Here is a 25,301-nt window from a genome sequence, read left to right on the forward strand (position 1 = left end):
AATTGAAGAGGTAAGCTTTACACCTTTGGTGTGCAAAGCTTAAATAGGCATTGTTAATTATAACAACAGCGGTGCTTTCGCTGTTGCTAAGTAACCAATAGCTAAAATAACAGCGGTGTTAAGTACTAAAAATACGACTTTTGGAACGGTTGTCGTTTGTTTAGCGCTAATAATACCCACAACAATATAAACGATAACTAGAATAATTTTTTCTAATAACCAAAGCTGCTCTAATGGGTTTATTTTAGCCATTGCCATTAAGCCGATGGCTGAGACAATTAATAAAGTGTCTATACTGTGGCTACCAATAAAAACCAATTTATTTTTGGCAAGGCTGCCACTGCCCATGCGAGAAAAAGAACGTACGTAAAATAAAATAATACTCACTAGCGCAATGGCCATGTGTGAGTGTTTTAATGCTAAATAATCCATATGTATTGTTACTTCTGTTTAGTTATGTGTTTTGTCAGGAAAGCGTAAAAGTACCGCTTCGAGGTCTTCAAGTTTATCATTAAATACATCAACAAGTTTAGGATCAAAATGCGTTCCTTTATTTGCGTTGATCTCCGCAACCGCTTCTTCAAGTGTCCACGCACCTTTATAGCAACGTTTATGGCGCAGTGCATCATACACATCAGCCAATGCCACTATTCTGGCAAAAATATCAATACGCTCCCCCTTTAATCCACTAGGGTAACCAGAACCATCCCACTTTTCGTGGTGCTGCTGTGCGATTAATGCCCCTGCGCTGACTATTTTACGCGGTGAATCTTTCAAAATAGCATAGCCTTTTCCAGCATGAGTTTTCATAACTTCCCACTCTTCGCTATTTAACTTGCCAGGCTTATTTAAAATTGCATCCGGAATACCTATTTTACCCACATCATGTAAAGGCGATGCAAAGCGAATTAAATTCGCTTGCTCTTCAGATAACCCGTAGGCTAATGCTAATTCATAGCAAATATAAGCAACCCGTTTTACATGATTACCCGTTTCGCACGAGCGCTGTTCAACGGCTTCACTTAAACGATAAACAAGCTCTTGTTGTGTGGCTTCAACTTCAGTATGTAACTGCACATTTTCAAATGCCAACTGCACATTTTGAGAAAAGATTTCAATTAGGTTTCGTTGTGTATCCGTCAACTTTGACGGCACACCTGATACAAACAACATTGAATTATGGTTAAATTTACTGCTGCAATAAGCAAACAAATAATCATCTCTGTACACAATTGCTTTGTTAGCAAGGGCCTCTTGGCACGCTTGTAATTGATCTTCTGCTAGTACGGTTTCTAGCTCTTCTCCCTCGCGCTTAGCAAAATCGCCGGTACCAGAGCAAACAATCAGTTTTTTATTCATCTCCTCTGACGGATTTTGTGCAACTAAGGTGGTGGCATACATGGCTTCATCAGCAACGTTTAGTAAAGAAGTAAGCTGCTGCATCACGCCTTCAATAAAGTTATCCATTGAATGGGTTGCAAAAATATTGCGCGAAGCGGTGATTATTTTTTCTAGCCCCTCACGCGATTGCTCAATCGAAATAATATCGCGATACGAGCGAAGACTTGCCATCATAACGGTGAATAGTTTTTGTGCGGTAAGTTCTGTTTTAGATTTATAGTCATTAATATCGTAATTTACGATTACTTGGCGCTCGGGTGCTTGGCCTGGCTGCCCGGTTCGTAGAATAATGCGAATATAATTATTTTTAACGGTATCACGAATGTATTTTGCTACTTGCAAACCCGCATCGTCTGTTTCCATAACAACATCGAGTAGGATGATGGCCGCATCAGGATGATCATCAATCAACTTTTTCGCTTCTGCGCCTGAATAAGCACTAATAAACTCCAAGCGTCTATCTTGAAACTTAAAATCACTCAACGCTAAACGCGTAACAGCATGAACCTCGGGTTCATCATCAACAATTAGAACTTTCCATGTTCCTTGCTCTTCACTTACTACTTCAGGTGGTTGTTCATTTGAAAATAAAAAATCTTCCATCACAAAGAGTTCCTTAAAACATATGCAAACAAACAACGGGGCTATTTTTAATAAGTTAAGGCCATTGTCCGAAAGTTACGCGGTCGTTATTACCAAGATCTTTCACTGTGCTTACATTTATAAACGCCATTTGGTTGAATATATGGCGAACAGCTGCACTTTGCTCAAATCCGTGTTCAATTAAAAGATAGCCATTAGAATGTAAATAGTCACGTGATTGTGTAATTATTTGTTTAATATCAGCTAATCCAGCATCATCTGCAACCAATGCAGACAAAGGCTCAAAGCGCACATCACCTTGGTGCAAGTGTTTATCGTTATATTCTATATAGGGAGGGTTGGTTACAATTAGATCAAATTTTTTATTATTTAACGCGCTAAACCAATTGCTTTGTTCAACACACACATTATTTATCGCTAATCGTTTTTGATTACGTTTGGCCAGTGCCACCGCATCATCAATACGATCAACGGCAATAATATCCCATGTAGGCATTTCACTTCCAAGCGCAAGTGCAATTGCTCCAGTGCCTGTGCCCAAATCGAGCACTTTGGCGTCATTTGGTACATTACATGCAAGCGCAAGCTCAACTAAGGTTTCTGTATCAGGGCGAGGAATGAGTGTTGTTGGATTTACTTCAAGCTGTAAACTCCAAAACTCACGATACCCTGTAATGTGCGAAACAGGCTCGCCGTTTAAACGACGCTCACATGCACGCTCAAACGCTTGTGATTGCTCATCCGTTAATTGTTTTTCTGGCCAAGTAAATAAATAACTACGTGACTTTTGTAAAATATTAAGCAGTAGTACTTGAGCATCTAACTTTGCGCTATCACTACTTGATGCTAATAAATTAGCACCGGTAGTAATAGCGTTTTCAACAGTGAGGTTCACGATTAATCGTCGCCCATCGCTGCTAATAAGTCGGCCTGATGCTCTTGCATTAGCGGCTCAACCACAGCGCCTAAATCACCAGCTACCACTTCGTTTAAACGATAAAGCGTTAAGTTAATACGGTGATCGGTAATACGCCCCTGCGGATAGTTGTATGTGCGAATACGCTCAGAACGATCGCCACTGCCCACTAAATTACGACGTTCAGACGCCTCAGCAGCATGACGTTTTTCATCTTCAGCCTGTTGCAAACGCGCTGCCAATACCGACATCGCTTTTGCACGGTTTTTATGTTGAGAACGCTCATCTTGACACTCAACCACAACACCGGTTGGTAAATGAGTAATACGAATGGCAGAGTCGGTTTTATTAACGTGCTGACCACCCGCGCCCGATGCTCTAAAGGTATCAACTTTAATATCGGCGGTATTAATTTCTATGGCTTCGGCTTCTGGCACTTCAGCCATGACAGCAACAGTACAGGCTGAGGTATGTACGCGCCCTTGTGACTCAGTTTCTGGGACGCGCTGTACACGGTGCACGCCTGATTCAAATTTTAATTGCCCATACACACCTTCACCGCTGATGTTAGCAATTACTTCTTTGTAGCCGCCATGTTCACCTTCGTTGGTCGTCACAACTTCTACTTTCCATTTTTTTGTTTCTGCGTAGCGGCTGTACATTCTAAACAAGTCGCCAGCAAAAATAGCGGCCTCGTCGCCCCCTGTTCCGGCGCGAACTTCTAAAAACACGTTGTTATTGTCTTTTGGATCTTTAGGCAACATAAGCACTTGAATGTCGTCCTCTAAAGTCGAAATTTGTGCTTTTGCTTCTTTATATTCTTCTTGTGCCATTTCGCGCATTTCAGGATCTGAATCTTTTAGCATTTCTTCAGCGCTACTCAAGTCTTCCTGTGCTTGCTGGTATGCTAAAAACGTTTTCACCACTTCTTCAAGCTCAGAGTATTCTTTTGAAAGAGTACGGAAGCGGTTTTGATCACTAATGACCGATGGGTCACTTAGTAGCGCTTGAACTTCTTCGTAACGCTCAACTAAGGTTTCTAATTTACGATAAACGGACTCTTTCATTTAACTGTTATTCCTGATCTATACCTAACATTTTTTTCAATTGGTTTAACTGAGCCACTTCACCTTTTTTCGCTGCATCTTGGATGGCACGGGTAGGCGCGTGCATTAAGCGATTGGTTAATTTATTGGCCAGCTCTAAAATTACTTTTTCTGCATCTTTACCTGTATTTAGCTGACTAAGCGCCCTATCTACAAGTTCTGCTTTTGTTGTTTGTACATCATTACGGTAGTGGCGAATTAAATCCACGGAATCAAGCGAGCGCAACCACATAAAAAACTCTTTGGTGCGCTCACTAATAATAATTTGTGCTTGCTCTGCCGCCTGCTCACGAGCAGCCATGTTTTCACTAACAATGGCTTGTAAGTCATCGACCGAGTACAAGTAGGCGTCGTCGAGTTCACCGACTTGGCTTTCAATATCGCGTGGTACAGCTATATCAATAAACAGCATCGGCTTATAGCGGCGTTGTTTCAGTGCTTGCTCAACTACACCTTTACCAATAATGGGCAAAGTGCTGGCGGTGGAGCTAATCACAATATCAGCTTGATGCAAACGTTCAGGCAATTGTGCCAACGCAATAACATCGGCTGATACTTCATCGGCTAAACTGCGCGCTCTTTCTATTGTTCTGTTGGCAACAGTAATTTTTTGCGGCTCATTTTGGTATAAATGTTTTGCTACCAGCTCTATGGTTTCACCGGCACCAATGAGTAACACCTTGGTTTTATCCAGCTTTCCATAAATATGCTTTGCTAAATTAACTGCCGCAAAGGCAACCGATACAGCACTGGCACCAATGTTGGTTTCGGTACGGACTTCTTTTGCCACCGAAAACGTTTTTTGAAACAAACGGTCAAACGTAACGCCCACCGCATCATGGGTTTTGGCACTATTATAGGCTTGTTTTATTTGCCCTAAAATTTGTGGTTCGCCTAACACCAGCGAGTCAAGCCCACAGGCTACACGCATCAAATGATTTATTGCAGCGCTGTCTTCATGACAGTAGATATTTTTACTCAGTTCATGTTCATCTAAACCATGGAAACTGGCCAACCATTGCAACAATGTTTGGGAATTTTGCTGTGCAAGGCTACAATACACCTCAGTGCGATTACAGGTAGAGACAATAACCGCTTCATTAAAGTCGGCATGGCCACTTAATTGTTGTAGCGCCTCTGAAATTTGCTCAGGCGAAAAGGCCACTTTTTCTCGTAATTCTACGGATGCGGTTTTGTGATTAATACCAAGTGCTATTATGGTCATATCTGCCAAATATTGCTGAGCCCTACTACATAGGCGGCAATTTTATCAAAAATCTCAGGAATATGGAAAGTAAGGAACAACATTTGACTCGACAATATTTGATTTTAACACTGCTATTTGTATTTTTAACCGGCTGCGCAAGTAAAAACAATTACAAAACAGAGCTTTACGAAGACTGGAAGTTACGCCTTGGCGAGCAAAAAACTTGGCAAGTAGACGGTAAACTTGCGTTTATTAGCCCAGATGAGCGCCAATCTGCCAACTTAAATTGGCAACAAACACAAAATAGTAATTATTTAGTGTTAACCACGTTTATTGGCACACGGATTTTATCGCTTAAACAAACCGCAGTCAGCGCCGAATTAATCTTTGATGACCAACCGTATTTTGATAGTAACGCCAGTGCACTTTTACAACGTTTAACAGGGTTTACTTTACCGGTTAATAACGCAGGCCCATGGTTAAAAGCTACCATTGACGATCACACCTTGGAAATTGATCAATTAGGGCGTGCTAAAAGCGTGTTATGGTTTGATGATAATGGTAAAAAGTGGCAAATAAGTTATACAAGTTACGTCCAAAAATACGGTTTTTGGTTACCGAATGCTTTAACCTTAACCCATGAAAAGATTAAAATTAAAATCAAACTCTATGACTGGCAGTTTAACTAACTATGTATACTCACTCTGAATTTTCGCTGATTGCCCCAGCTAAGCTTAATTTATTTTTACACATTAATGGCCGCCGTGATGATGGCTACCATGAATTAGAAACTCTGTTTACGTTTTTAAACTATGGTGACGAGCTCCATTTTAAGCTAAGCACGGATACTCATATTAGCATTAGCGGCGACACCAATGGCATTGCGCTAACCGACAATTTGATTTACAAAGCGGCGTTATTATTACAAACCCACTGTAAAGTGGATATGGGTGCAAAAATAAATTTAACTAAACGCTTACCCATGGGGGGAGGTGTTGGAGGCGGTTCATCCGATGCTGCATCAACGCTTTTAGCTCTTAATACGCTTTGGAATACAGCCCTATCTTTAGATGAACTGGCTGATTTAGGCCTGAAACTCGGTGCTGATGTGCCTGTGTTCATTAAAGGTAAAAGTGCCATAGCACATGGCATTGGCGAGCAATTAGAGTACCTAGAACTGCCGCCGAAGTGGTATTGTGTTGTCTTCCCAAATCAACATGTCAGCACAGCACAAATATTTACTCACCCAGATTTAAAACGTGATACACCAAAACTTTCTGGCGACTGGCAACAGCAAATTTTAACCAACGATTGTGAGCCTTTAGTGAAAAAGCTGTGCCCCGAGGTTGAAAAAACCCTGCAGTGGTTGCTAAAATACGCTCCATCAAAGATGACCGGAACAGGTTCATGTTGTTTTGTTGAATTTGCTAGCCAAGTTCAAGCACAAGATGTACTTGCTAACCTCCCCCATACTTGGCAGGGTTTTATCGCATCCAGCGTTAGTACCTCTCCTGCTCATACGGAGTTAGCCGCCATCATTGATAAATGAAGTAACGTACAAGTAATCATAAGTTAACCTACTTTGTTCACTCAATGTAAGTTAGTCCAAAAATTCAGTGCCTGAGGAACCCTACCGTGCCTGACATGAAGCTCTTCGCTGGTAACGCAACACCTGACCTAGCTCAAAAAGTTGCAAAACGTTTATATATTGAATTAGGCGATGCTGTTGTTGGCCGTTTTAGTGACGGTGAGATCAGTGTTCAAATTAATGAAAATGTTCGTGGCTCGGATGTTTTTATCTTGCAATCAACCTGTGCCCCTACTAACGATAACCTGATGGAACTTATCGTTATGGTTGATGCGTTACGCCGTGCATCTGCCGGTCGTATCACTGCTGTTATCCCTTATTTTGGTTATGCTCGTCAAGATCGTCGCGTACGTTCTGCCCGTGTACCAATTACAGCTAAAGTGGTTGCGGATTTCTTATCAAGTGTAGGTGTTGACCGCGTTCTTACGGTTGATTTACACGCTGAGCAAATCCAAGGCTTCTTTGATGTACCAGTGGATAACGTATTTGGTAGCCCTGTACTATTAGAAGATATGAAAAACCGCGACTTTGATGACGTGGTTGTTGTATCACCTGATATTGGTGGCGTGGTGCGTGCCCGTGCAATTGCAAAACTATTAAACGATACCGACTTAGCAATTATCGATAAACGTCGCCCTCAAGCTAACGTTTCTCAAGTAATGCACATTATTGGTGACGTTGAAGGCCGCGATTGTATTATTGTTGATGACATGATTGATACCGGTGGTACATTGTGTAAAGCCGCTGAAGCCCTTAAAGAGCATGGCGCTAAACGTGTATTTGCTTACGCTACTCACCCTATTCTTTCTGGTACAGCTGCAGAAAACTTACGTAACTCTGTGATTGACGAAGTGATTGTAACTGACTCAATTCCACTGTCTGACGAACTAAAAGCGCTTGATATTGTTAAAGTATTAACGCTTGCAGATATGTTAGCAGAGACTATTCGTCGCATTAGCAACGAAGAATCTATCTCGGCAATGTTTGAACACTAAAGTTAAACATTAATGAGTATAAAAGCGCCTTTTGGCGCTTTTTTTGTAAGCGATGTTTATTTTATAAACCCGCAGTGGTATGATAGCGCGCCTTTTGGCTAGGGACCTTGGTCGCAAAGGCCCTAACACTTTTAATTATTGGAGACATCATGTCTAACACAACTTATACTTATGACGCTGAACTTCGCGTAGAAACTGGTACTGGTGCGAGCCGCCGCCTACGTCGCGAAGACAAAGTGCCGGCAATCCTTTATGGAGCTGATAAAGAAGCGGTATCGCTTACTTTTGCTCATAAAGATATGATCAAAGCACAAGAAGACGAAGGCTTTTACACTCACATCCTTACATTAAATGTAGGTGGCGAGAAAGTTGAAGCAATCTTAAAAGATATCCAACGTCACCCTTTCAAGCCTAAGCTTACTCACCTTGATTTCCAACGTGTAGACGCAACTCATAAACTAGTAACTAAGGTTCCTTTACACTTCATCGGTGAAGAGAAAGTAACTAAGTTAGGTGCAACTGTTGTTCACCAGTTAACTGAAGTTGAGATTTCTTGTCTTCCTAAGTCACTTCCAGAATTCATCGAAGTAGACGTATCTGATCTTGTTGCTGGTGATTCAATCCACCTTACAGATCTTGCGTTCCCTAAAGGTGTTCAATCTGTTGAGCTTGGTAAAGGCGAAGGCCACGATCAGTCTATCGTTACTATCAAAGCTAACAAAGCAGCTCCAACTGAAGACGACGCTTCAGACGCTGCAGAATAATATTTAAGGTCTCGCACCTTGAATTCTATTCAAATGCTTGTGGGCCTGGCTAATCCAGGCCCCGAATACGCAAATACACGCCACAACGCAGGTGCTTGGTTCATTCAAGAACTCGCTGCACGCTACAACTGCACGCTAAAACACGACCCTAAATATCACGGCCTTACTGGCAAAGTGATTATTCAAGGCAAAGAATTCAAATTACTGATCCCCACCACTTACATGAACTTAAGTGGCAAAGCGGTGAGTAGTTTAGCCAATTTTTTTAAAATCCCCGTGGAAGACATACTTGTTGCCCATGATGAATTGGATTTAGACCCGGGCGTTGCTAAATTAAAAAAAGGCGGGGGACATGGCGGTCATAATGGCTTAAAAGACATTATTGCAAAAATGGCAAATCAAAAAGACTTTATGCGCTTACGCATAGGTGTAGGTCATCCAGGACATCGCGAAATGGTCACCGGTTGGGTGCTTGGTAAAGCAGCCAAGGACGATCAAGAAAAAATGGATGCCGCAGTTGATGAAGCAGTTCGTTGTATGGAAATACTTGCTAAAGACGGTGTGTTAAAAGCACAAAACAGACTACATTCGTTTAAACCCTAATTTTTGGGTATACGGTCGCACGTATTAAACGAATCTAAACAAGGTATCTTACTATGGGTTTTAAATGTGGCATCGTTGGCTTGCCTAATGTTGGTAAATCAACACTTTTCAATGCATTGACTAAAGCGGGTATTGAAGCCGCTAACTTTCCTTTTTGTACCATTGAACCTAATACAGGTGTGGTACCGGTGCCAGATCCTCGCCTAGACGAACTTGCTAAAATTGTTAACCCACAACGTATTCTTACAACCAGTATGGAATTTGTGGATATTGCAGGTTTAGTTAAAGGTGCATCGAAAGGTGAAGGCCTAGGCAATCAGTTTTTAGCAAATATCCGTGAAACAGATGCGATTGGCCATGTAGTTCGTTGTTTTGAAGATGAAAACGTTATTCACGTAGCGGGTACTATCGACCCTGCTGACGATATTGACGTGATCAACACCGAGCTAGTTCTTGCTGATATGGACAGTGCTGATAAAGCAATGTTCCGTAATGCAAAAAAAGCAAAAGGTGGCGATAAAGACGCTAAAGAGCAAAATGCGGTACTTGAAAAAGTAAAAGTGCATCTTGATGAAGGCTTAACTTTACGTTCTTTAGCGCTAACAAAAGAAGAAAAAGCAGCCATTGCACCTATTAACTTCTTAACTATTAAGCCAACTATGTATATTGCTAACGTGGCTGAAGAAGGATTTGAAAATAACCCATTGCTAGATCGTGTCCGTGAAATAGCGGCTGCTGAAGATGCGGTTGTTGTGCCTGTGTGTGCAGCTATCGAATCTGAGCTATCTGAGCTTGACGAAGAAGACAAATTAGAGTTTATGGCTGACCTTGGTCTTGAAGAGCCAGGACTTAACCTTGTTATTCGTGGTGGCTATGAGCTACTACATTTGCAAACTTACTTTACTGCGGGTGTAAAAGAAGTACGTGCATGGACTATCCCAGTGGGTGCAACAGCGCCACAAGCAGCGGGTAAAATTCATACCGACTTTGAACGTGGCTTTATCCGCGCACAAACAATTGCTTTTGATGACTTTATTGCATTTAAAGGTGAAAGCGGTGCAAAAGAAGCAGGTAAAATGCGCCAAGAAGGGAAAGAGTACATTGTTAAAGATGGCGATGTAATGAACTTCTTGTTCAACGTATAATTAAACATTGCACCACGTTAAGTGGCTCATTGTTTTTTAAAGGCTCGTTTTTACGAGCCTTTTTATTTTTCAGCCGAATAAAAGTAATAATTAGTCTACCCTTACTATAGGCTTAGAATTCTAAGGCAAAGCCAAAATTACAATACAAAGCCCACAAAGAGTGTTAAAAAAGCAACGTTTTAATTAAAAAGTAGCCGGTTAGCCTATTTTTCCTGCAAACAAACCAACTTAAGTGTTTTTTTGCAAAAAAGGTGTTGACGAATTTGGGGCATATCAGCATAATACGCCCCGCACTCAGCGATGAAGTGCTAACAAAAAAGATGGCTAAGTAGCTCAGCTGGTTAGAGCACATCACTCATAATGATGGGGTCACAGGTTCAAATCCCGTCTTAGCCACCATTTATTTTTTGTTGCTCAATGAAGAGTTTAAAATAACTACCATTTCTTTGATTAATTCAAAGTGATAATGCGGGAGTGGCGGAATTGGTAGACGCGCTGGATTTAGGTTCCAGTATCTTAGGATGTGAGAGTTCAAGTCTCTCCTTCCGCACCATATTCTTGATAAGAATTAAAACTATCAATTGTTTATTGTTGGGATATCGCCAAGCGGTAAGGCACCAGGTTTTGATCCTGGCATTCCCAGGTTCAAATCCTGGTATCCCAGCCAACAATGGCTAAGTAGCTCAGCTGGTTAGAGCACATCACTCATAATGATGGGGTCACAGGTTCAAATCCCGTCTTAGCCACCATTTCTTTTATAGAAGTGGCTCTGCAAGAGTTAAATTGCAGCTCAATGAAGAGTTTAAAATAACTACCATTTCTTTGATTAATTCAAAGTGATAATGCGGGAGTGGCGGAATTGGTAGACGCGCTGGATTTAGGTTCCAGTATCTTAGGATGTGAGAGTTCAAGTCTCTCCTTCCGCACCATATTCTTTGATAAGAATTAAAATTATCAGCAATTTCTTAGTTGGGATATCGCCAAGCGGTAAGGCACCAGGTTTTGATCCTGGCATTCCCAGGTTCAAATCCTGGTATCCCAGCCAACTTCTTCTACCAAAGAATGTTGAATTAAGAAATACTCTGTTAGGAGTATAAACATAAATTTGTATGCGGGAGTGGCGGAATTGGTAGACGCGCTGGATTTAGGTTCCAGTATCTTAGGATGTGAGAGTTCAAGTCTCTCCTTCCGCACCATATTCTTTGATAAGAATTAAAATTATCAGCAATTTCTTAGTTGGGATATCGCCAAGCGGTAAGGCACCAGGTTTTGATCCTGGCATTCCCAGGTTCAAATCCTGGTATCCCAGCCAACTTCTTCTACCAAAGAATGTTGTATAAGAATAAGAACTGCGGGAGTGGCGGAATTGGTAGACGCGCTGGATTTAGGTTCCAGTATCTTAGGATGTGAGAGTTCAAGTCTCTCCTTCCGCACCATGTTCTTAATTAGAACTAAAACTCATCCAAATTTAGAGTTGGGATATCGCCAAGCGGTAAGGCACCAGGTTTTGATCCTGGCATTCCCAGGTTCAAATCCTGGTATCCCAGCCAATTTGCACGCTTTTTTGATTGCACCCCCACACTAGCTTCAAAGCCACTAATATTTTTACTTTTATAATCCAATACCACATTTTTTACGATATAAAAAAAGACCCAAGTTTGAGCCTTTTCATCAACTAACTAAGCTCACCACTTATTGCGTATTTTAATACCCAGTTTTTTACCGGCCCTGTATTATTAGCTAACTTTAAAAATGTGCTGCGCGCCCATTTTAATGGGGCTATTTGGTTTGAGAAACCAAAGTAGCAAGCATCCATCATACTCATCATTAATAAATTAGCGTTACGACGACTACGTTCGTACTCTTTAAGCATTAGCGGGCAACCTACATCATCAGCCGTACGCAACACTTCAGCTAAGGCAGCCACATCTTGAAAACCTAAATTAACGCCCTGTCCTGCCAGAGGATTAATGGTGTGCGCCGCATCACCCACTAAAACGAGTCGCCCTTGTGAATAATTATTAGCATGCTGCCTTGCTAGAGGAAATATAGCATGGCTTTGTACTTCAAAATCACCAGCGAGCTTTGGAAACTTTTCAATAATATGAGCTTTTAATGCGCTAGGTTGTAGGGCTTTAAATGCTTTGAGGGTATTTGCATCGTCATACCAAATTAAATTTGCATAAGGTGCTTGCATAGGTAAAAACGCAACAGGCCCTGTAGGTGTAAACTGCTGCCATGTTTTAACTTGTTGTGGTGCATCGAGCTTTATTAGCACGCCCATACAATGCTGCTGATATTGCCACCCAGTTATACCAATATTGGCTTTGCTACGTAATTGTGATTGCCCACCATCGGCTGCAATGACTAAATCAGCAGTATAGCTTTGTTCGTTATAGTGCAAAGTAATGCTATCAGGGTTTTGCTCTATTGCAGTTAAAGCCGATGAAGGATTAATCATTTCAATATTATGCTGCCCAAATTGCTGCCATAAGCTTGCTTGAATTAACTTATTCTCGATTAAATGACCTAAATGCGTGGTATTGATGGCATGGCAATCAAATAATAAATGATCGTTACCACGCTCAAAGGCTTCTAATTGCTCATAGGGAGCGAGTCTATTTTCGCGCAGCAATGGCATAGCACCAAGCTGATCAAGCAGTTTTTCCGAAAAGCGGTTAATAGCTGATACTCGTATATCAACTTCATCACTGCTAAGCACTAGTAATGCATCTATTGGGTGTTTTTCAATAACACGTACGGCTTTGCCTTGTTGCGCTAATTTAATAGCCATAGCGGCACCAACCATGCCGCCGCCTACTACAATTACATTATTTTTAGCCATGTTTTTCATCATTTTACTTCTGACTTAACTCTGCTTTGATTGTATCGTAATTAGTTTGCTCTGTGTGAGCGCTTCGCTTAATTCTCTTATTAAACCCATACTATATCGATTTCAGATCACAAACATGAAATCTATACTTGGTTTTGAGCGTGTATCCAGCTAAAATACGCGTCCTTTAAGTCGAGCAAAATTTAATAATTGCGCCACTTATACCTGTTTCTAGCACATGTTTGTGCCACTATCGAATTGAACACGAGGCTATATTTCAATGAGCAAAAAGCTGCATATTAAAACCTGGGGTTGTCAGATGAACGAATACGACTCTCAGAAAATGGCTGATCTTCTAGATGCGACCAACGGCTATCAGCTAACTGAAGAAGCTGCTGATGCTGATGTTATATTACTTAACACCTGTTCAATTCGTGAAAAAGCGCAAGAAAAAGTATTCCACCAATTAGGTCGTTGGAAGTTATTAAAAGATGACAAACCAGACCTGATTATTGGTGTTGGCGGCTGTGTAGCATCGCAAGAAGGCGATTCAATTCGTCAACGCGCGCCGTTTGTCGATGTTATTTTTGGTCCACAAACTTTGCACCGTTTACCTGAAATGATCAAACAAGTGCAAGGTAACAAAGGGTCATCAGTGGTTGATATTTCATTCCCAGAGATTGAAAAATTTGACCGTCTTCCTGAGCCAAAAGCAGAAGGTCCTTCTGCGTTTGTATCAATTATGGAAGGGTGTTCTAAATACTGTACTTTCTGTGTTGTACCTTACACGCGTGGTGAAGAAGTAAGTCGCCCTGTTGATGACGTGTTATTAGAGGTTGCACAGTTAGCCGAGCAAGGCGTACGTGAAGTTAACTTACTAGGTCAAAACGTAAATGCGTACCGTGGTGATACACACGATGGTGAAATTTGCTATTTCTCAGACCTTATCCGTTTAGTAGCCGCAATTGACGGGATTGACCGTATTCGTTACACCACTTCACACCCCGTTGAGTTTACGCCTGACATTATTGATGCGTATGCCGATGTACCAGAGCTGGTTGATCACTTACACCTTCCAGTACAAAGTGGCTCAGATCGTGTTTTAAACTTAATGAAACGCGGCCATACTGCACTTGAGTACAAATCAACTATTCGTAAGCTACGTAAAATTCGCCCTAACTTAAGTATGTCGTCAGATTTCATCATAGGTTTCCCAGGTGAAAGCAAGGCCGATTTTGAAGCGACCATGAACCTTATCAACGATATTGGTTTTGATATGAGCTTTAGCTTTATTTACAGTGCACGCCCAGGTACGCCAGCGGCCGATTTGCCAGATGACGTAACCGAGCAAGAGAAAAAAGAGCGCCTGTACTTATTACAAAACCGTATTACACAAATGGCACAGCAAATTAGCCGCCAAATGTTTGATACCGAACAACGTATTTTAGTTGAAGGTCCTTCTAAGAAGAACCCAATGGAATTACGTGGCCGAACTGAAAACAACCGTGTAGTTAACTTTGTTGGCCCACACACAGTGATCGGTCAGTTTGTTGATGTACGTATTACCGAGGCACTACCAAACTCTTTACGTGGCGATTTAATTCGTACAGAATCAGAAATGAACTTACGCCGCGAAATTGCCCCTTCTGCTATTTTAACCAAAGCAGCGAGTGAGCAAAAAACCGAGACAGCTAACGAAATTGGCGTTGCTACTTTCGTACCTTAGTTGCAAAAATTCATTGCGCCAGTTAACTCTGGCGCACTGTAATAGGAAGTAATTTTGAGTAATCAGTTAAAAACATTAGAGATTTATTTAGAACCTGCCGACAACAAACGCCTTTCTTCATTATGTGGCCCGTTTGACGAAAACATCAAACAAATTGAACGCCGTCTAGGTGTTGAAATTATTCATCGTGATAACTTTTTTAAAGTAACCGGTAAACTACACAGTAGCGCTGGCGCGGTAGAGATCTTAAAAAACCTTTATATTGATACTCAGCCTGTACGTGGGGAAATTGGCGAAATTGAACCTGACAACGTCCATTTAGCCATCACTGAGTCTAAAGCGCTTGAGCAAGACACCTCAAGTAGCGCCTACGGCAAAGAAATGATGATTAAAACCCGTCGTGGCGTTATTAAACCGCGTAACGATAACCAAGGCTTGTATGTTGCTAATATTTTGCACCACGACATTACCTTTGGTATTGGCCCTGCGGGTACAGGTAAAACCTATCTTGCCGTTGCGGCGGCAGTTGATGCACTAGAGCGCCAAGAAATACGTCGTATATTGCTCACTCGCCCTGCGGTTGAAGCGGGTGAAAAACTTGGCTTTTTACCCGGTGATTTAAGCCAAAAAATAGACCCTTACTTACGCCCACTTTACGATGCCTTATTTGAAATGCTTGGCTTTGAGCGTGTTGAAAAGCTGATTGAAAAAAACATCATCGAAATTGCGCCACTGGCTTATATGCGCGGACGCACACTTAATGATGCGTTTATTATTTTAGATGAAAGCCAAAATACCACCACAGAGCAAATGAAAATGTTCTTAACCCGTATTGGCTTTAATTCTAAAGCGGTGATCACCGGTGACATAACCCAAGTTGATTTACCTCGGGGAGCGCGCTCTGGCCTTCGTCATGCTATTGAAGTGTTAGATGGCGTTGATGAAATTAGCTTTAACTTTTTCAAATCGCATGATGTAGTACGCCACCCAGTGGTAGCACGTATTGTTGAAGCCTATGAGCGCAACGATGAACGTGAGCGCCTTAAGCGATTAGAGAAACAACAAGCTAAAGAAGCGCTTGCCGCTCATGAGCAACCTGCGACTAAAGAGTAATACCGTGAAAACAGAACTTGATTTACAAATAGCGTGTGAGTTTGACAACTTACCCAGCCTTGAGCAGTTTGCAATGTGGGCCGATAAAGTACTTAGCCAATACCGCGATGAATCTGAGCTGACCATTGTCATTAGCGATGAAGCACAGTCGCAACAGCTCAATAATGACTACCGTGGTAAAAATAAGCCTACCAACGTATTATCGTTTGAATTTGAAGCGCCACCGGGTATTGATATCCCACTTGTGGGTGACTTAATTATTTGTCCAGCCATCGTTTTGGCTGAGGCGCAAGAGCAAGAAAAGTCATTTCATGACCACTTTGCCCATATGGTTATTCATGGATGCTTGCATTTACTTGGATTTGACCATATAAAGAGTGAAGATGCGTTAGAGATGGAAAGTATAGAAAAGCAATTACTTGCTGAACTAAACATAGCAGACCCATACCGGGACGATATTTAAATAAACGGAGCAATTAGACGTAATGAGCGACGATAACTCGCAATCTAGCCAGGGTTCTTCTGGCAGGACTTGGCTGGGCCGTATAACCCACATGTTGCAAGGGGAACCCCAGAATAGAGAAGAGCTGGTTGAGGTGATTGCCGATGCCCAAGAGCGGGATGTAATCGATCCTGAAACCAAAGAAATGATTGAAGGTGTGCTTGGTGTGTCTGAGCTTAAAGTGCGAGATATTATGATACCGCGCTCACAAATGGTCACTTTGGAAATTGATAGCCCGCTTGAAGAGCATATACCTATGATGGTTGACTCTACCCACTCTCGTTTTCCGGTTGTGTGTGAAGATAAAGACCATGTAGAAGGGATTTTACTCGCAAAAGACTTATTACCTCTCATTTTAAACAAAGATGAGCATTTACCATCGCTACGTGACTATTTACGTCCAGCTATGGTGGTGCCTGAAAGTAAACGGGTTGATACCCTGCTTAACGAGTTTCGTCAGCAACGCTACCATATGGCGATTGTGATTGATGAATACGGCGGCGTATCTGGTTTGGTCACCATTGAAGATATTCTTGAGATCATTGTTGGCGAAATCGAAGATGAGCACGATGAAGAAGAAGAACAACAAGATATTCGTCAACTAGCTAAACATGTTTACGTTGTGCAGGCACTAACGCCTGTAGATGACTTTAACGAGCATTTTAAATCAGGCTATAGTTCGCAAGACGCCGATACTATTGGTGGTACCGTATTACATGCCTTTGGCCATATGCCGAGTCGTGGCGAAACCATTGATATAGACGGATTTCAGTTTAAAGTAACTAATTCTGATAACCGTCGTATATTACAACTGCAAGTCACCATTCCTAAGGCTGATGATAACGACAGTGAAGAAACTGCTAACTAGCCTCACCCTACTAGCAAAAGATAAAAAAGCATGGCTCGCACTGGTTGCGGGCCTTGTTTTGACTTTTAGCTACGCGCCTTTTGGTATTTGGCCAATTGTATTTTTTAGCTTGGCCGCATTATTTTATTGTATCCCTGCAAACCTCACCGGAAAAAACCACGCTAAAACGGCGGCTAAATATGGCTTTATATTTGGTCTAGGCTGGTTTGGTGCAGGCATTAGCTGGGTGCATGTATCTATTGCCACCTTTGGTGGTATGCCACTTATCGCTTCCATTTCGTTAATGGTATTACTGTGCAGCTACCTTGCATTATTTCCTGCGTTGGCGCTGTGGGCAATCACTCGTTTTTCAAACGGCTCTATAAGTTTTGCAGCGCTACTACTCCCTTGTTTTGCGATTAGTGAGTATTTGCGAGCCAAGCTGTTAACCGGTTTTCCTTGGTTAAGCTTTGGTTATACACAAACCGACAGTCCACTGAATGCCCTTGCTCCTTTTATTGGTGAATTTGGACTCACGCTATTATGTATTGCCATTGGTTTTGCATTGTACAGCTTAACCCAAAAACAATATAAAGTGCCTGCTATTACCGCTGCTGTGGTTGTTTTAGCTTTTGCAGGTGCACATTTTACAAAGGCACCCCATTACTCCAATAAAGACCTTTCTGTGCTGCTTGTACAAGGTAATATAAAACAACACTTGCGCTTTGACCCCAGTGAGTTTTGGACCACCATGAGTAAGTATCAGGATATGACGCGCCGTCACTGGGATGCTGATTTAATTGTGTGGCCTGAAGCCGCAGTCCCTGAAATAGAAGCCCTCGCTAATTCATATTTAGCAGGCTTAGACAGTGCCGCCTCATTTAATAAAACCGCGCTAGTAACGGGTATTGTCGATTACCAACGCGATACAAGAACCATTTTTAATACGCTGATTGTGGTCGGTAACAAAGAGCAAAATGATGAACACGGCCACTACCGTTACTTAGATAGTAACCGCTATCAAAAGCATCAGTTATTGCCTATTGGAGAATTTGTTCCTTTTGAAGACATACTACGCCCCATAGCTCCGTTATTTGATTTGCCTATGTCGTCGTTCTCTCGCGGTGATAAAGTGCAAAATAACTTACGCGCGAATGGCTTTAATCTACTGCCCGCTATTTGCTATGAAATAGTCTTTGCCGATTTAGTGCGGGGTAACTACAAAAGCGACTCTGATTTACTATTTACCGTAAGCAACGATGCCTGGTTTGGTGATTCAATCGGCCCCCACCAGCATATGCAAATTGCCCGCATGCGCGCCCTTGAACTACAGCGCCCATTGGTACGTGTTACCAACAACGGCATAAGCGGTGTATATGACCCCATAAGCCAAACACGCCAAACTATGCCACAGTTTGAAGCTACTACTCTCAAAGCCAATATAAAGCTCATACAAGGGGATAGCGTGTATAGCCAATACGGCAATATGGTTGTGTGGGGAGTAATGGTGTTGTTGGGTATGATTGGATTTGGGGTTAGGTTTAAGAAGTAAATTATAGCTGATAACTATTAGTGGTCAGCTATCAGTAAGAGAAAGGTTGCTCTGGTATCTAACCAATCTTAGCAAATCTATTTTTTAATCCAGCCTATGCTTAAAATATAACGACTGCCCTTTTCTATTTTTGATACTTGGTGTTGCTCTATATCAGGCCTGAACAGCTTAACTCGGTGGTAATTTATAATTGGGTTGTCACAAATAAACTCACCGCCTTCTTCCGCATGTTTTAGCACAATGTTAAGTCTAAAGTGCTTACCAGTTCTCACTTTATCGGTATGCGGTTTTATTTCACTCCCTTGTGGGAATTTAATTAAGTAGGCATCAAACTTAAACGGAGCGAAAATACAGCAGAGTAGCATTTTGTCGTAGCCTGACTTTTGTCGCCCACGCTCCCAACTAAATAACTTATTTGGCATCTATAATTACTCTAAAAAAACTCGAATACATGCTCTAAAACCACTTAATTTTAAGCTTTGTCGAGTGAACTTTACTTGCTTGTGATCTAAATAAATTGCATTTAATGTCAACATAGCTAATTTGGTTAGGCTCTAGAAAGTTGTCTGTGCTTTTGCCTACACAGTTACCGATAAACTTGCCACTTTCGTCAAATGTAGAAGCAATAACGGTTCCCGTATAAATGCTCTCATCAGTAATATTTTTTATTTCAGCCGCTATTCTTACTTGACCATTTTCTTTGTATATTTCAGAAAGAGTAAGTTTATAGTCATTATTAAATTCATCACTGGTTTCTAATGCTTTATTAGAAACCATTGTTTTGAATCCATTGTCAACATCAGCGGCGATCGTCAGGGCGAACACACTAATGCCACCAAGCATTGCTATTACAAACCCAACTCCCCAAAAAAAGCCTTTTATGCTCTGATTAAAATTATTACTGTCCATTTAATTCCCTTTAGTTTTTACCATTGTATTTCGTTAACAAGATAGCCAAAGTAACTTTTTTCACCGACTAAATTTATTTTCTTGTTTTTAAGTGTTTGTAGCTCTTTAGTATCTAAGTACCAACGTATGGAATAGTTTTTCTTGGTTGATAAGTCTAATAAATTTAGCTTAATACATTGATTGCCGTAATCACTACGACATACTCCTATGCTTGTTAATAAATATTCTTTTGACCAAATTTCTCCCAACCTATGCACTGCCATATATTTGATAGGTACTATGCTTAAAGACCATAACGACATATAAATTAAACATGGGTACATTAGAAAAAGAAACCCTTTAACGAGTTTACTTCCTGTAAAAAATTGGCTTTTAACGTCGTTATTGTTTCTGTATTTTTTCAACAGTATATAGATAATTAACACTGTTAAAATTGGTAGTAACTTAAATTCTATAAAAGCGAAGCGCGCATTCGGTATAAATGCAGGATCATAAAATTCATCCCAATCCAAAGAGAGTCCAATTAGCATAGTAAAAACAAACACGAATAGAAGAAATAAAAAACCCCGTCGTACCTCTTTTTTATAAAACTGCATAAATCACCACTGTATTTCAGTAACAACATAGCCAAAGTAACTTTTTTCACCAACTAAGTTCACTTTTGTATTTTTAAGTTTTAAAAGCTTATGCTTATCTAAATACCACCTGATGGTGTGCTGTTTGTTTGTAGATGTATCTTCAAAGAGTAAACGAACGCAATTCGGCTCATAATCGCTATAACAAGCTTCAGACTCAACTAAGGTATATTCTTCAGACCAATAATCGCCTAAATGATAATGCGCCCATAGTTGAATCGGCGCACAAATGACAGCCCAAAGATACGCATACAGCAAAATGGGTATCATAATGATGCTTAAATACTTAAGTATAATCCCCTCTTGATCAAAGTAAGTATTAAACTCTTCTCTCGCATTTGGCGTTTTTATTAAATGAAATAGAAAGGCAAACACTAAAGAAATAGTAATAAAGCTTAAAATCCAATGACTTAAAAAGTCATAAAAACGGTTAGGAATAAACGAAGGGTCGATTGAAGAGTACCACTCATATAGGCCGACAGGCGCGATCATCATAACAATAAATGCTAGGATAATGAGAATCACACGCTTTTTAGTCATATAAATTAATATCCTTATATTTTATGACATCTTTAATTTAGCTGATATTTTAATTAAGGATTACCTTATCCCAGTATTAAAATAATTAAGTGAACAATTATTACATCAAAACGTATTATTGTTAATAATGGTTTTAAGGAATTACTCATGACCACCAAACAACTCTCATCACTTTTCGTTTTTAACTTACTGTTTGCCACAACCGAGGCAAACGCCAATGCTCGCTGGTATGTAGTGAATGATTCGGTGATGGGTGGCATTTCTAATAGTCAGGTTTTGTATGAAAACGACAATTTAGTGTTTACAGGCAATGTATCGCTTGCAAACAATGGCGGGTTTGCTTCTATTCGAACGCTATTGGATGTAAAAAACCAAAACATTACCAAAATAGTGCTGCGTGTTAAGGGCGATGGTCAAACCTACCAATTACGTTTAAGAACTAATGAGTACATGGATGGGGCGGCTTATACACGTTCGTTCAGTACCACGAAGAGTGAGTGGCTTAATATTGAGTTTTTACCTGAGGATTTTCAGCTTACTTATCGCGGCCGCTTACTTGAACAACAGCCTACAATTAGCTTTAAAGAGATAAAGCAGCTTGGCTTTATGATTGCAGGTAAACAGGCGGGGAAATTTAGGCTTGAGGTTGAAAAAATTGAGTTTAAAAACTAACTTTTCTGCGTACATTACAAGGTTAAATAACCTGAACTAATACAGTTAGACTTTGGTTAAATAGTAAAGTCGTCGCCTCGCCTTTTCATTTCGTTGATTACTAGCTCAATAATTTGTTGTTTTATTGCTGCCTGCTGAGACTTTACCTCACTAAGTTGCAGCTCCAATTTATTTATCTCTTCTTGTTGTTGCTCGGTTTTATACTTTTTAGCTCCCATATGCTCAGCATCCATAGTTAAGCGACTATCGTCTTCAGCTGGCCCATATTGGCTATTATCAATGGTTAAACTGCGTTGTACCGTACTCTGCTTAAGCTTATTTACTTGTTCTTGCAATGCAACCACTTGCTGGGTGAAATATTTATATGCCTTTTCTAAATTTTGATATTGCTCAGCAAATGTTGCGTTATCTTCGCTGTATTTTTGAACCTTAGCATCTAAAAACTCTGATAAAACATAGTCAGGTTCTTCCTCTGATTTATCATCAATGCGTTGCTGTTCTGATTCTATTAAAGGCTGGTTGTTGTAATTAGATGCTTGATATTGGATTGAGGCGGTTGAAATCTTCATTATTTTATCCCTAAAATGAATTTGTCACTATTTTAGGTATCGACTGACGATTTAAATTCTTGAGTAGGATTGGCTAATAAGAGCAAATAAAAAAGCCCGACTTGATTAAAGTAGGGCTTAAAGTGTTTTTTACTTTAAAATTACGACTCTATAGCCAGTAATTCCACCTCAAAAATAAGCAATGATGCAGGCGGGATGCTGCCTACTCGCTTTTCACCATAGGCGAGCTGATGCGGTATATAAAACTGAAATTTATCGCCCGGACTCATCAGTTGTAGGCCTTCGGTCCAACCTTTAATAACTTGGTTTAAGCCAAAGCTAATCGGCGTTTTACGCTCCACTGAGCTGTCAAATACAGTGCCGTCGATTAAAGTGCCGTGATAATGCACTTTCACCATACTCGTTGAGCTAGGTGTATTTTCGCTATCCCCTTTATGGATTATTTTATATTGCAAGCCAGACGCGGTTTCTTGAACGCCTTCTACCTTTGCATTGGCAATTAAGTAATCACTTTCAATTTGCGCATTAGCGATTGCTTGCTGCTTGGCTTTTTTACTGTTTTTAAAAATCAAAACGCAAAAAATAGCGATAGCAATCAGTAAAATAATATTGATCATAACTCCCCTTTTTCATCTTCTGAGTCGTCTTTATCGTCGCTGTTATCGCCGTTAACAATATCAGCAATATCTTTTAATCGTGCTAATGCAATGCCATTCACTGAATCTACTGGGTACTGCTCATCAAGCATGTCACCCGCGTCAATATCCATTAGTAAGTTTAGCGCTTGGTCAACTGTTTCAACGGCGAAAATATTAAATTTACCCAGTTCAACCGCATTCAGTATTTCATCATCAAGTACTAAGTTAACTTGGTTTGATTTTGGAATAATAACGCCTTGCTCGCCCGTTAAACCACGCATTTTACATAGCTTAAAGAAGCCTTCTATTTTTTCATTTACGCCACCGATTGCTTGCACATCACCATGCTGATTAATAGAGCCGGTTAGTGCAATAGATTGGCTTATTGGTAAACTGGTGATCGCCGATATTAGCGCACAAAGTTCAGCTAATGAGGCGCTATCACCATCTATGTAGCCATAGCTTTGTTCAATGGCTATATTCGCACTGAGTGTTAAGCTAAAGTGTTGCGCATATTTGTTACCTAAATAACCGGTAAGCAACATTACCCCTTTTGAGTGAATTGCTTTACCCAGCTCAGCTTCGCGTTCCACATCAATAACGCCATCAGCACCCGCATAAACAGTGGCGGTAATGCGTGCAGGTGTACCAAACGAAGTATCACCAATGTGCAGTACCGTTAAACCGTTTACTTTACCTACGGCTTGCCCGTCGGTCGCAATTAAGGTGTGGCCTTCTTTTATATCGCTGAGCATATTTTCACTAATTTGCCCTGTACGGTATTGTTTGCCTTCAATCGCTTCGTCAATATGGCGAGCATCAATCACCGTCAGCTTATCTTGCTTAGCGTAAAAACTAGCCTCAGCCACAAGCTCTAGTACATCAGCAAAACGGGCTGAGAGTTTATTATGGTGCTCAGCTTGGCGATAACTAAACTTAAGCAATCGCACCATTGCTGATTCGTTTAACGTGCACTTTAATGTTTGCTCGCAGTAATCACTGACTTTAGTAATAAACTGATACTGCAGCTTATCGCTGCTTGGTAAGTAATAATCAAAATCGGCAAGTACTCTAAATAACTCGGCAAATTCTTCGTCGTATTCACCGATGGTGTAATAGAGTTCACGTGAGCCGAGTAAAATAATTTTCACATCAAGCGGTATTAACTGCGGGCGAAGCGTAAAGCTACTGCCAACTACACTGTCTTGATAAGGTAAATCATTTTTTATTTGATGCGTTTTTAGCGACAGCTTTAGCCCATCCCACACTTGGGGTTGAGCCATTACTTTTTCAGCATCCATAATTAAATAGCCGCCATTCGCGCGGTGCAATGCACCTGGTTGAATTGATCGATAGCTGGTAATTAACGACCCTTGCGATGTTGCGTATTCAATTTTGCCAAAAATATTACCAAAAGTGGGGTTCGGCTCGTAAACAACCGGTGCCGCATCGCCTTCTTTATATTCGACCAAAATATTAGGCGCAAAAAAGTCGGTAAGCATGCCTTTACGATCAAAGTCTTCTTTGTTTTCTTCGCTTTCGCCTTCATCGTCGAGCCATTCAAGGACGGCATCAATAATTTCTACACGTATATCTTTTAAATAACGCAGTACACCAATATGGCTGGCATATTTATGTTCTAAATCTTTTAATAACGGTTTAGTGGCTTGCTCAGCAGTAGACTTTTTAAGGTTGCGGAGCTTTTCTTTCGACTCGCGTTTCCAGCGCGGTAACTCAATAAGCGCCTCAATGAGGGCATCTTCTAATTTTTCTATACGCTCAAAAAACATCTCGCGTAAGTCATCTTCAAGATCAGAAAACTCATTATCGGTAAGTTGTTTACCATCAATCAGCGGTGCAAAGCCGACTACACCTTTTTCTTCAATTAGTGCCACACTTTGTTCAAGTGCTGCTATTTCTACTGCGGTAATTGCGCCGTCGTAAGCATCGTTAAATTCACGGTCTATCGATTTTTTCTTACGCTGATAGGCTGGGTTATCAAATGCAGCAGGAAAAGTGTCGAGCACTTCATCAATAAATGAGTCAATATCATCGGCTAATTGCTTGCTTTGCCCTGCATGCATAAATAACGCAATAGGCTCACGGTGATCGTCGTAGTTATTAACATATAACCATTCATGCGGTGTAGTGCGCTCTTTAGCATGTTCTTTTAATTTATCTTTTACTAAGGTAAAACGCCCGTGTGCCGCCTCTCCCATCACGTAAACATTGTAACCGGGTAGGTCCATTCCTAAAGAAAAGTCCAATGCACTTTGCGCACGTTGTTGGCCTATAAAGGTAAGTTGCTCTGGGTATGGATTGCTCATGCAGGTGTTTACATGGCTCGATGAAATACTCGGTGCAAGATTTGATACGGGTAGTGGCAGCAATTTTTTCGTCATTCTAACTTCTTTTTTTACCAGCATATTCGCTAGGT

General features: G+C 40.9%; 25 protein-coding genes and 10 tRNA genes. 22 read left to right on the forward strand and 13 right to left on the reverse strand.

Annotated features, from left to right (window positions below):
* Window positions 1–57 precede the first annotated feature (57 nt).
* Genes PISS_RS09925 through hemA form a run of 5 tightly spaced genes read right to left on the reverse strand, consistent with a single transcriptional unit; the run spans window position 58 to window position 5,251 of the window.
* Window positions 58–432, reverse strand: a complete 375-nt coding sequence (locus PISS_RS09925) for a SirB2 family protein (RefSeq protein ID WP_024602655.1) — start codon at window positions 430–432, stop codon at window positions 58–60.
* 18 nt (window positions 433–450) lie between these two features.
* Window positions 451–2,004, reverse strand: coding sequence for a DUF3369 domain-containing protein (locus PISS_RS09930; RefSeq protein ID WP_058154944.1), 1,554 nt, complete (start codon window positions 2,002–2,004; stop codon window positions 451–453).
* Between the two features lie 55 nt (window positions 2,005–2,059).
* Window positions 2,060–2,899 carry a peptide chain release factor N(5)-glutamine methyltransferase gene (prmC, locus tag PISS_RS09935; protein WP_058154946.1) on the reverse strand — a complete coding sequence of 280 codons (840 nt, stop codon included), beginning with the start codon at window positions 2,897–2,899 and terminating at the stop codon, window positions 2,060–2,062.
* Window positions 2,900–2,901: 2 nt separating this feature from the next.
* Entirely contained in the window at window positions 2,902–3,987 is a 1,086-nt protein-coding gene (gene prfA, locus PISS_RS09940; protein WP_008115176.1) for a peptide chain release factor 1, read from the reverse strand.
* A gap of 7 nt (window positions 3,988–3,994) precedes the next feature.
* Window positions 3,995–5,251 carry a glutamyl-tRNA reductase gene (hemA, locus tag PISS_RS09945; RefSeq protein WP_024602657.1) on the reverse strand — a complete coding sequence of 419 codons (1,257 nt, stop codon included), beginning with the start codon at window positions 5,249–5,251 and terminating at the stop codon, window positions 3,995–3,997.
* A gap of 83 nt (window positions 5,252–5,334) precedes the next feature.
* Here hemA and lolB point away from each other — a divergent pair, with 83 nt between their 5' ends.
* The 16 genes from lolB to PISS_RS10025 all read left to right on the forward strand — a co-directional run bounded on the left by lolB (window position 5,335) and on the right by PISS_RS10025 (window position 11,878).
* Entirely contained in the window at window positions 5,335–5,922 is a 588-nt protein-coding gene (lolB, locus tag PISS_RS09950; protein ID WP_058155507.1) for a lipoprotein insertase outer membrane protein LolB, read from the forward strand.
* Between the two features lie 2 nt (window positions 5,923–5,924).
* Window positions 5,925–6,782, forward strand: coding sequence for a 4-(cytidine 5'-diphospho)-2-C-methyl-D-erythritol kinase (gene ispE, locus PISS_RS09955; protein WP_058154947.1), 858 nt, complete (start codon window positions 5,925–5,927; stop codon window positions 6,780–6,782).
* Window positions 6,783–6,868: 86 nt separating this feature from the next.
* Entirely contained in the window at window positions 6,869–7,816 is a 948-nt protein-coding gene (locus PISS_RS09960; RefSeq protein WP_008115168.1) for a ribose-phosphate pyrophosphokinase, read from the forward strand.
* Window positions 7,817–7,965: 149 nt separating this feature from the next.
* Window positions 7,966–8,580, forward strand: coding sequence for a 50S ribosomal protein L25/general stress protein Ctc (locus PISS_RS09965; protein WP_013465331.1), 615 nt, complete (start codon window positions 7,966–7,968; stop codon window positions 8,578–8,580).
* A gap of 18 nt (window positions 8,581–8,598) precedes the next feature.
* On the forward strand, window positions 8,599–9,183 hold the full coding sequence (gene pth, locus PISS_RS09970) for an aminoacyl-tRNA hydrolase (RefSeq protein ID WP_008467968.1): 585 nt from the start codon (window positions 8,599–8,601) through the stop codon (window positions 9,181–9,183).
* A 53-nt stretch (window positions 9,184–9,236) separates the two neighbouring features.
* On the forward strand, window positions 9,237–10,328 hold the full coding sequence (gene ychF / locus PISS_RS09975) for a redox-regulated ATPase YchF (RefSeq protein ID WP_058154949.1): 1,092 nt from the start codon (window positions 9,237–9,239) through the stop codon (window positions 10,326–10,328).
* A gap of 322 nt (window positions 10,329–10,650) precedes the next feature.
* Window positions 10,651–10,727: transfer RNA gene (locus PISS_RS09980), tRNA-Met, on the forward strand.
* Between the two features lie 69 nt (window positions 10,728–10,796).
* Window positions 10,797–10,881 (forward strand) — tRNA-Leu (locus tag PISS_RS09985).
* 39 nt (window positions 10,882–10,920) lie between these two features.
* A tRNA-Gln gene (locus PISS_RS09990) sits at window positions 10,921–10,995 on the forward strand.
* 5 nt (window positions 10,996–11,000) lie between these two features.
* A tRNA-Met gene (locus PISS_RS09995) sits at window positions 11,001–11,077 on the forward strand.
* A 95-nt stretch (window positions 11,078–11,172) separates the two neighbouring features.
* Window positions 11,173–11,257: transfer RNA gene (locus tag PISS_RS10000), tRNA-Leu, on the forward strand.
* Between the two features lie 41 nt (window positions 11,258–11,298).
* Window positions 11,299–11,373: transfer RNA gene (locus PISS_RS10005), tRNA-Gln, on the forward strand.
* 66 nt (window positions 11,374–11,439) lie between these two features.
* Window positions 11,440–11,524: transfer RNA gene (locus tag PISS_RS10010), tRNA-Leu, on the forward strand.
* Between the two features lie 41 nt (window positions 11,525–11,565).
* Window positions 11,566–11,640 (forward strand) — tRNA-Gln (locus tag PISS_RS10015).
* Window positions 11,641–11,679: 39 nt separating this feature from the next.
* Window positions 11,680–11,764, forward strand: a tRNA-Leu gene (locus tag PISS_RS10020).
* A gap of 39 nt (window positions 11,765–11,803) precedes the next feature.
* Window positions 11,804–11,878 (forward strand) — tRNA-Gln (locus PISS_RS10025).
* A gap of 125 nt (window positions 11,879–12,003) precedes the next feature.
* Here the strand turns inward: PISS_RS10025 and PISS_RS10030 are convergent.
* Window positions 12,004–13,185 (reverse strand): FAD-dependent monooxygenase, encoded by a 1,182-nt coding sequence (locus PISS_RS10030; protein WP_029609894.1) that lies wholly within the window; start codon window positions 13,183–13,185, stop codon window positions 12,004–12,006.
* A gap of 256 nt (window positions 13,186–13,441) precedes the next feature.
* On the opposite strand from PISS_RS10030, the gene miaB reads away from it, so the two are divergent.
* From miaB to lnt, 5 genes are read left to right on the forward strand one after another with little or no spacing between them, the layout of a single operon-like run.
* The gene (gene miaB, locus PISS_RS10035; RefSeq protein ID WP_008467975.1) at window positions 13,442–14,887 is read left to right on the forward strand and encodes a tRNA (N6-isopentenyl adenosine(37)-C2)-methylthiotransferase MiaB; all 1,446 of its coding nucleotides are present in this window, start codon (window positions 13,442–13,444) and stop codon (window positions 14,885–14,887) included.
* Between the two features lie 54 nt (window positions 14,888–14,941).
* On the forward strand, window positions 14,942–16,000 hold the full coding sequence (locus tag PISS_RS10040; RefSeq protein ID WP_008115160.1) for a PhoH family protein: 1,059 nt from the start codon (window positions 14,942–14,944) through the stop codon (window positions 15,998–16,000).
* A 4-nt stretch (window positions 16,001–16,004) separates the two neighbouring features.
* The gene (ybeY, locus tag PISS_RS10045; RefSeq protein ID WP_008115159.1) at window positions 16,005–16,463 is read left to right on the forward strand and encodes an rRNA maturation RNase YbeY; all 459 of its coding nucleotides are present in this window, start codon (window positions 16,005–16,007) and stop codon (window positions 16,461–16,463) included.
* Window positions 16,464–16,485: 22 nt separating this feature from the next.
* Window positions 16,486–17,370: a CNNM family magnesium/cobalt transport protein CorC gene (corC, locus tag PISS_RS10050; RefSeq protein WP_013465334.1), complete on the forward strand. Its 885-nt coding sequence runs from the start codon at window positions 16,486–16,488 to the stop codon at window positions 17,368–17,370.
* Window positions 17,351–18,901 carry an apolipoprotein N-acyltransferase gene (gene lnt / locus PISS_RS10055; protein WP_198147816.1) on the forward strand — a complete coding sequence of 517 codons (1,551 nt, stop codon included), beginning with the start codon at window positions 17,351–17,353 and terminating at the stop codon, window positions 18,899–18,901. Before corC ends, lnt begins: the two co-directional genes overlap by 20 nt.
* A 77-nt stretch (window positions 18,902–18,978) precedes the next feature.
* On the opposite strand, the gene PISS_RS10060 is transcribed toward lnt, so the two are convergent.
* The 4 genes from PISS_RS10060 to PISS_RS10075 all read right to left on the reverse strand — a co-directional run bounded on the left by PISS_RS10060 (window position 18,979) and on the right by PISS_RS10075 (window position 20,985).
* Window positions 18,979–19,323, reverse strand: coding sequence for a 2OG-Fe(II) oxygenase family protein (locus PISS_RS10060; RefSeq protein ID WP_013465336.1), 345 nt, complete (start codon window positions 19,321–19,323; stop codon window positions 18,979–18,981).
* Between the two features lie 34 nt (window positions 19,324–19,357).
* Window positions 19,358–19,810 (reverse strand): FxLYD domain-containing protein, encoded by a 453-nt coding sequence (locus tag PISS_RS10065; protein ID WP_013465337.1) that lies wholly within the window; start codon window positions 19,808–19,810, stop codon window positions 19,358–19,360.
* Between the two features lie 17 nt (window positions 19,811–19,827).
* Complete coding sequence (locus PISS_RS10070) at window positions 19,828–20,322, reverse strand: hypothetical protein (RefSeq protein WP_232311319.1); 495 nt, start codon at window positions 20,320–20,322, stop codon at window positions 19,828–19,830.
* 87 nt (window positions 20,323–20,409) lie between these two features.
* The gene (locus PISS_RS10075) at window positions 20,410–20,985 is read right to left on the reverse strand and encodes a hypothetical protein (RefSeq protein WP_013465338.1); all 576 of its coding nucleotides are present in this window, start codon (window positions 20,983–20,985) and stop codon (window positions 20,410–20,412) included.
* A gap of 147 nt (window positions 20,986–21,132) precedes the next feature.
* Between PISS_RS10075 and PISS_RS10080 the strand changes: the two genes are divergently transcribed.
* Window positions 21,133–21,657 carry a CIA30 family protein gene (locus PISS_RS10080; RefSeq protein ID WP_013465339.1) on the forward strand — a complete coding sequence of 175 codons (525 nt, stop codon included), beginning with the start codon at window positions 21,133–21,135 and terminating at the stop codon, window positions 21,655–21,657.
* A gap of 56 nt (window positions 21,658–21,713) precedes the next feature.
* On the opposite strand, the gene PISS_RS10085 is transcribed toward PISS_RS10080, so the two are convergent.
* From PISS_RS10085 to PISS_RS10095, 3 genes are all read right to left on the reverse strand, one after another.
* Window positions 21,714–22,226: a hypothetical protein gene (locus PISS_RS10085; RefSeq protein ID WP_058154952.1), complete on the reverse strand. Its 513-nt coding sequence runs from the start codon at window positions 22,224–22,226 to the stop codon at window positions 21,714–21,716.
* A gap of 140 nt (window positions 22,227–22,366) precedes the next feature.
* Window positions 22,367–22,843 (reverse strand): BamJ family beta-barrel-assembly machinery protein, encoded by a 477-nt coding sequence (bamJ, locus tag PISS_RS10090; RefSeq protein WP_058154954.1) that lies wholly within the window; start codon window positions 22,841–22,843, stop codon window positions 22,367–22,369.
* The gene (locus PISS_RS10095) at window positions 22,840–25,266 is read right to left on the reverse strand and encodes a Lon protease family protein (RefSeq protein WP_232311320.1); all 2,427 of its coding nucleotides are present in this window, start codon (window positions 25,264–25,266) and stop codon (window positions 22,840–22,842) included. The genes bamJ and PISS_RS10095 overlap by 4 nt, the downstream gene beginning before the upstream one ends.
* Between the last annotated feature and the right edge of the window lie 35 nt (window positions 25,267–25,301).

It is taken from the genome of Pseudoalteromonas issachenkonii, from assembly GCF_002310795.1.
In the GTDB taxonomy this organism is placed as follows: domain Bacteria; phylum Pseudomonadota; class Gammaproteobacteria; order Enterobacterales; family Alteromonadaceae; genus Pseudoalteromonas; species Pseudoalteromonas tetraodonis.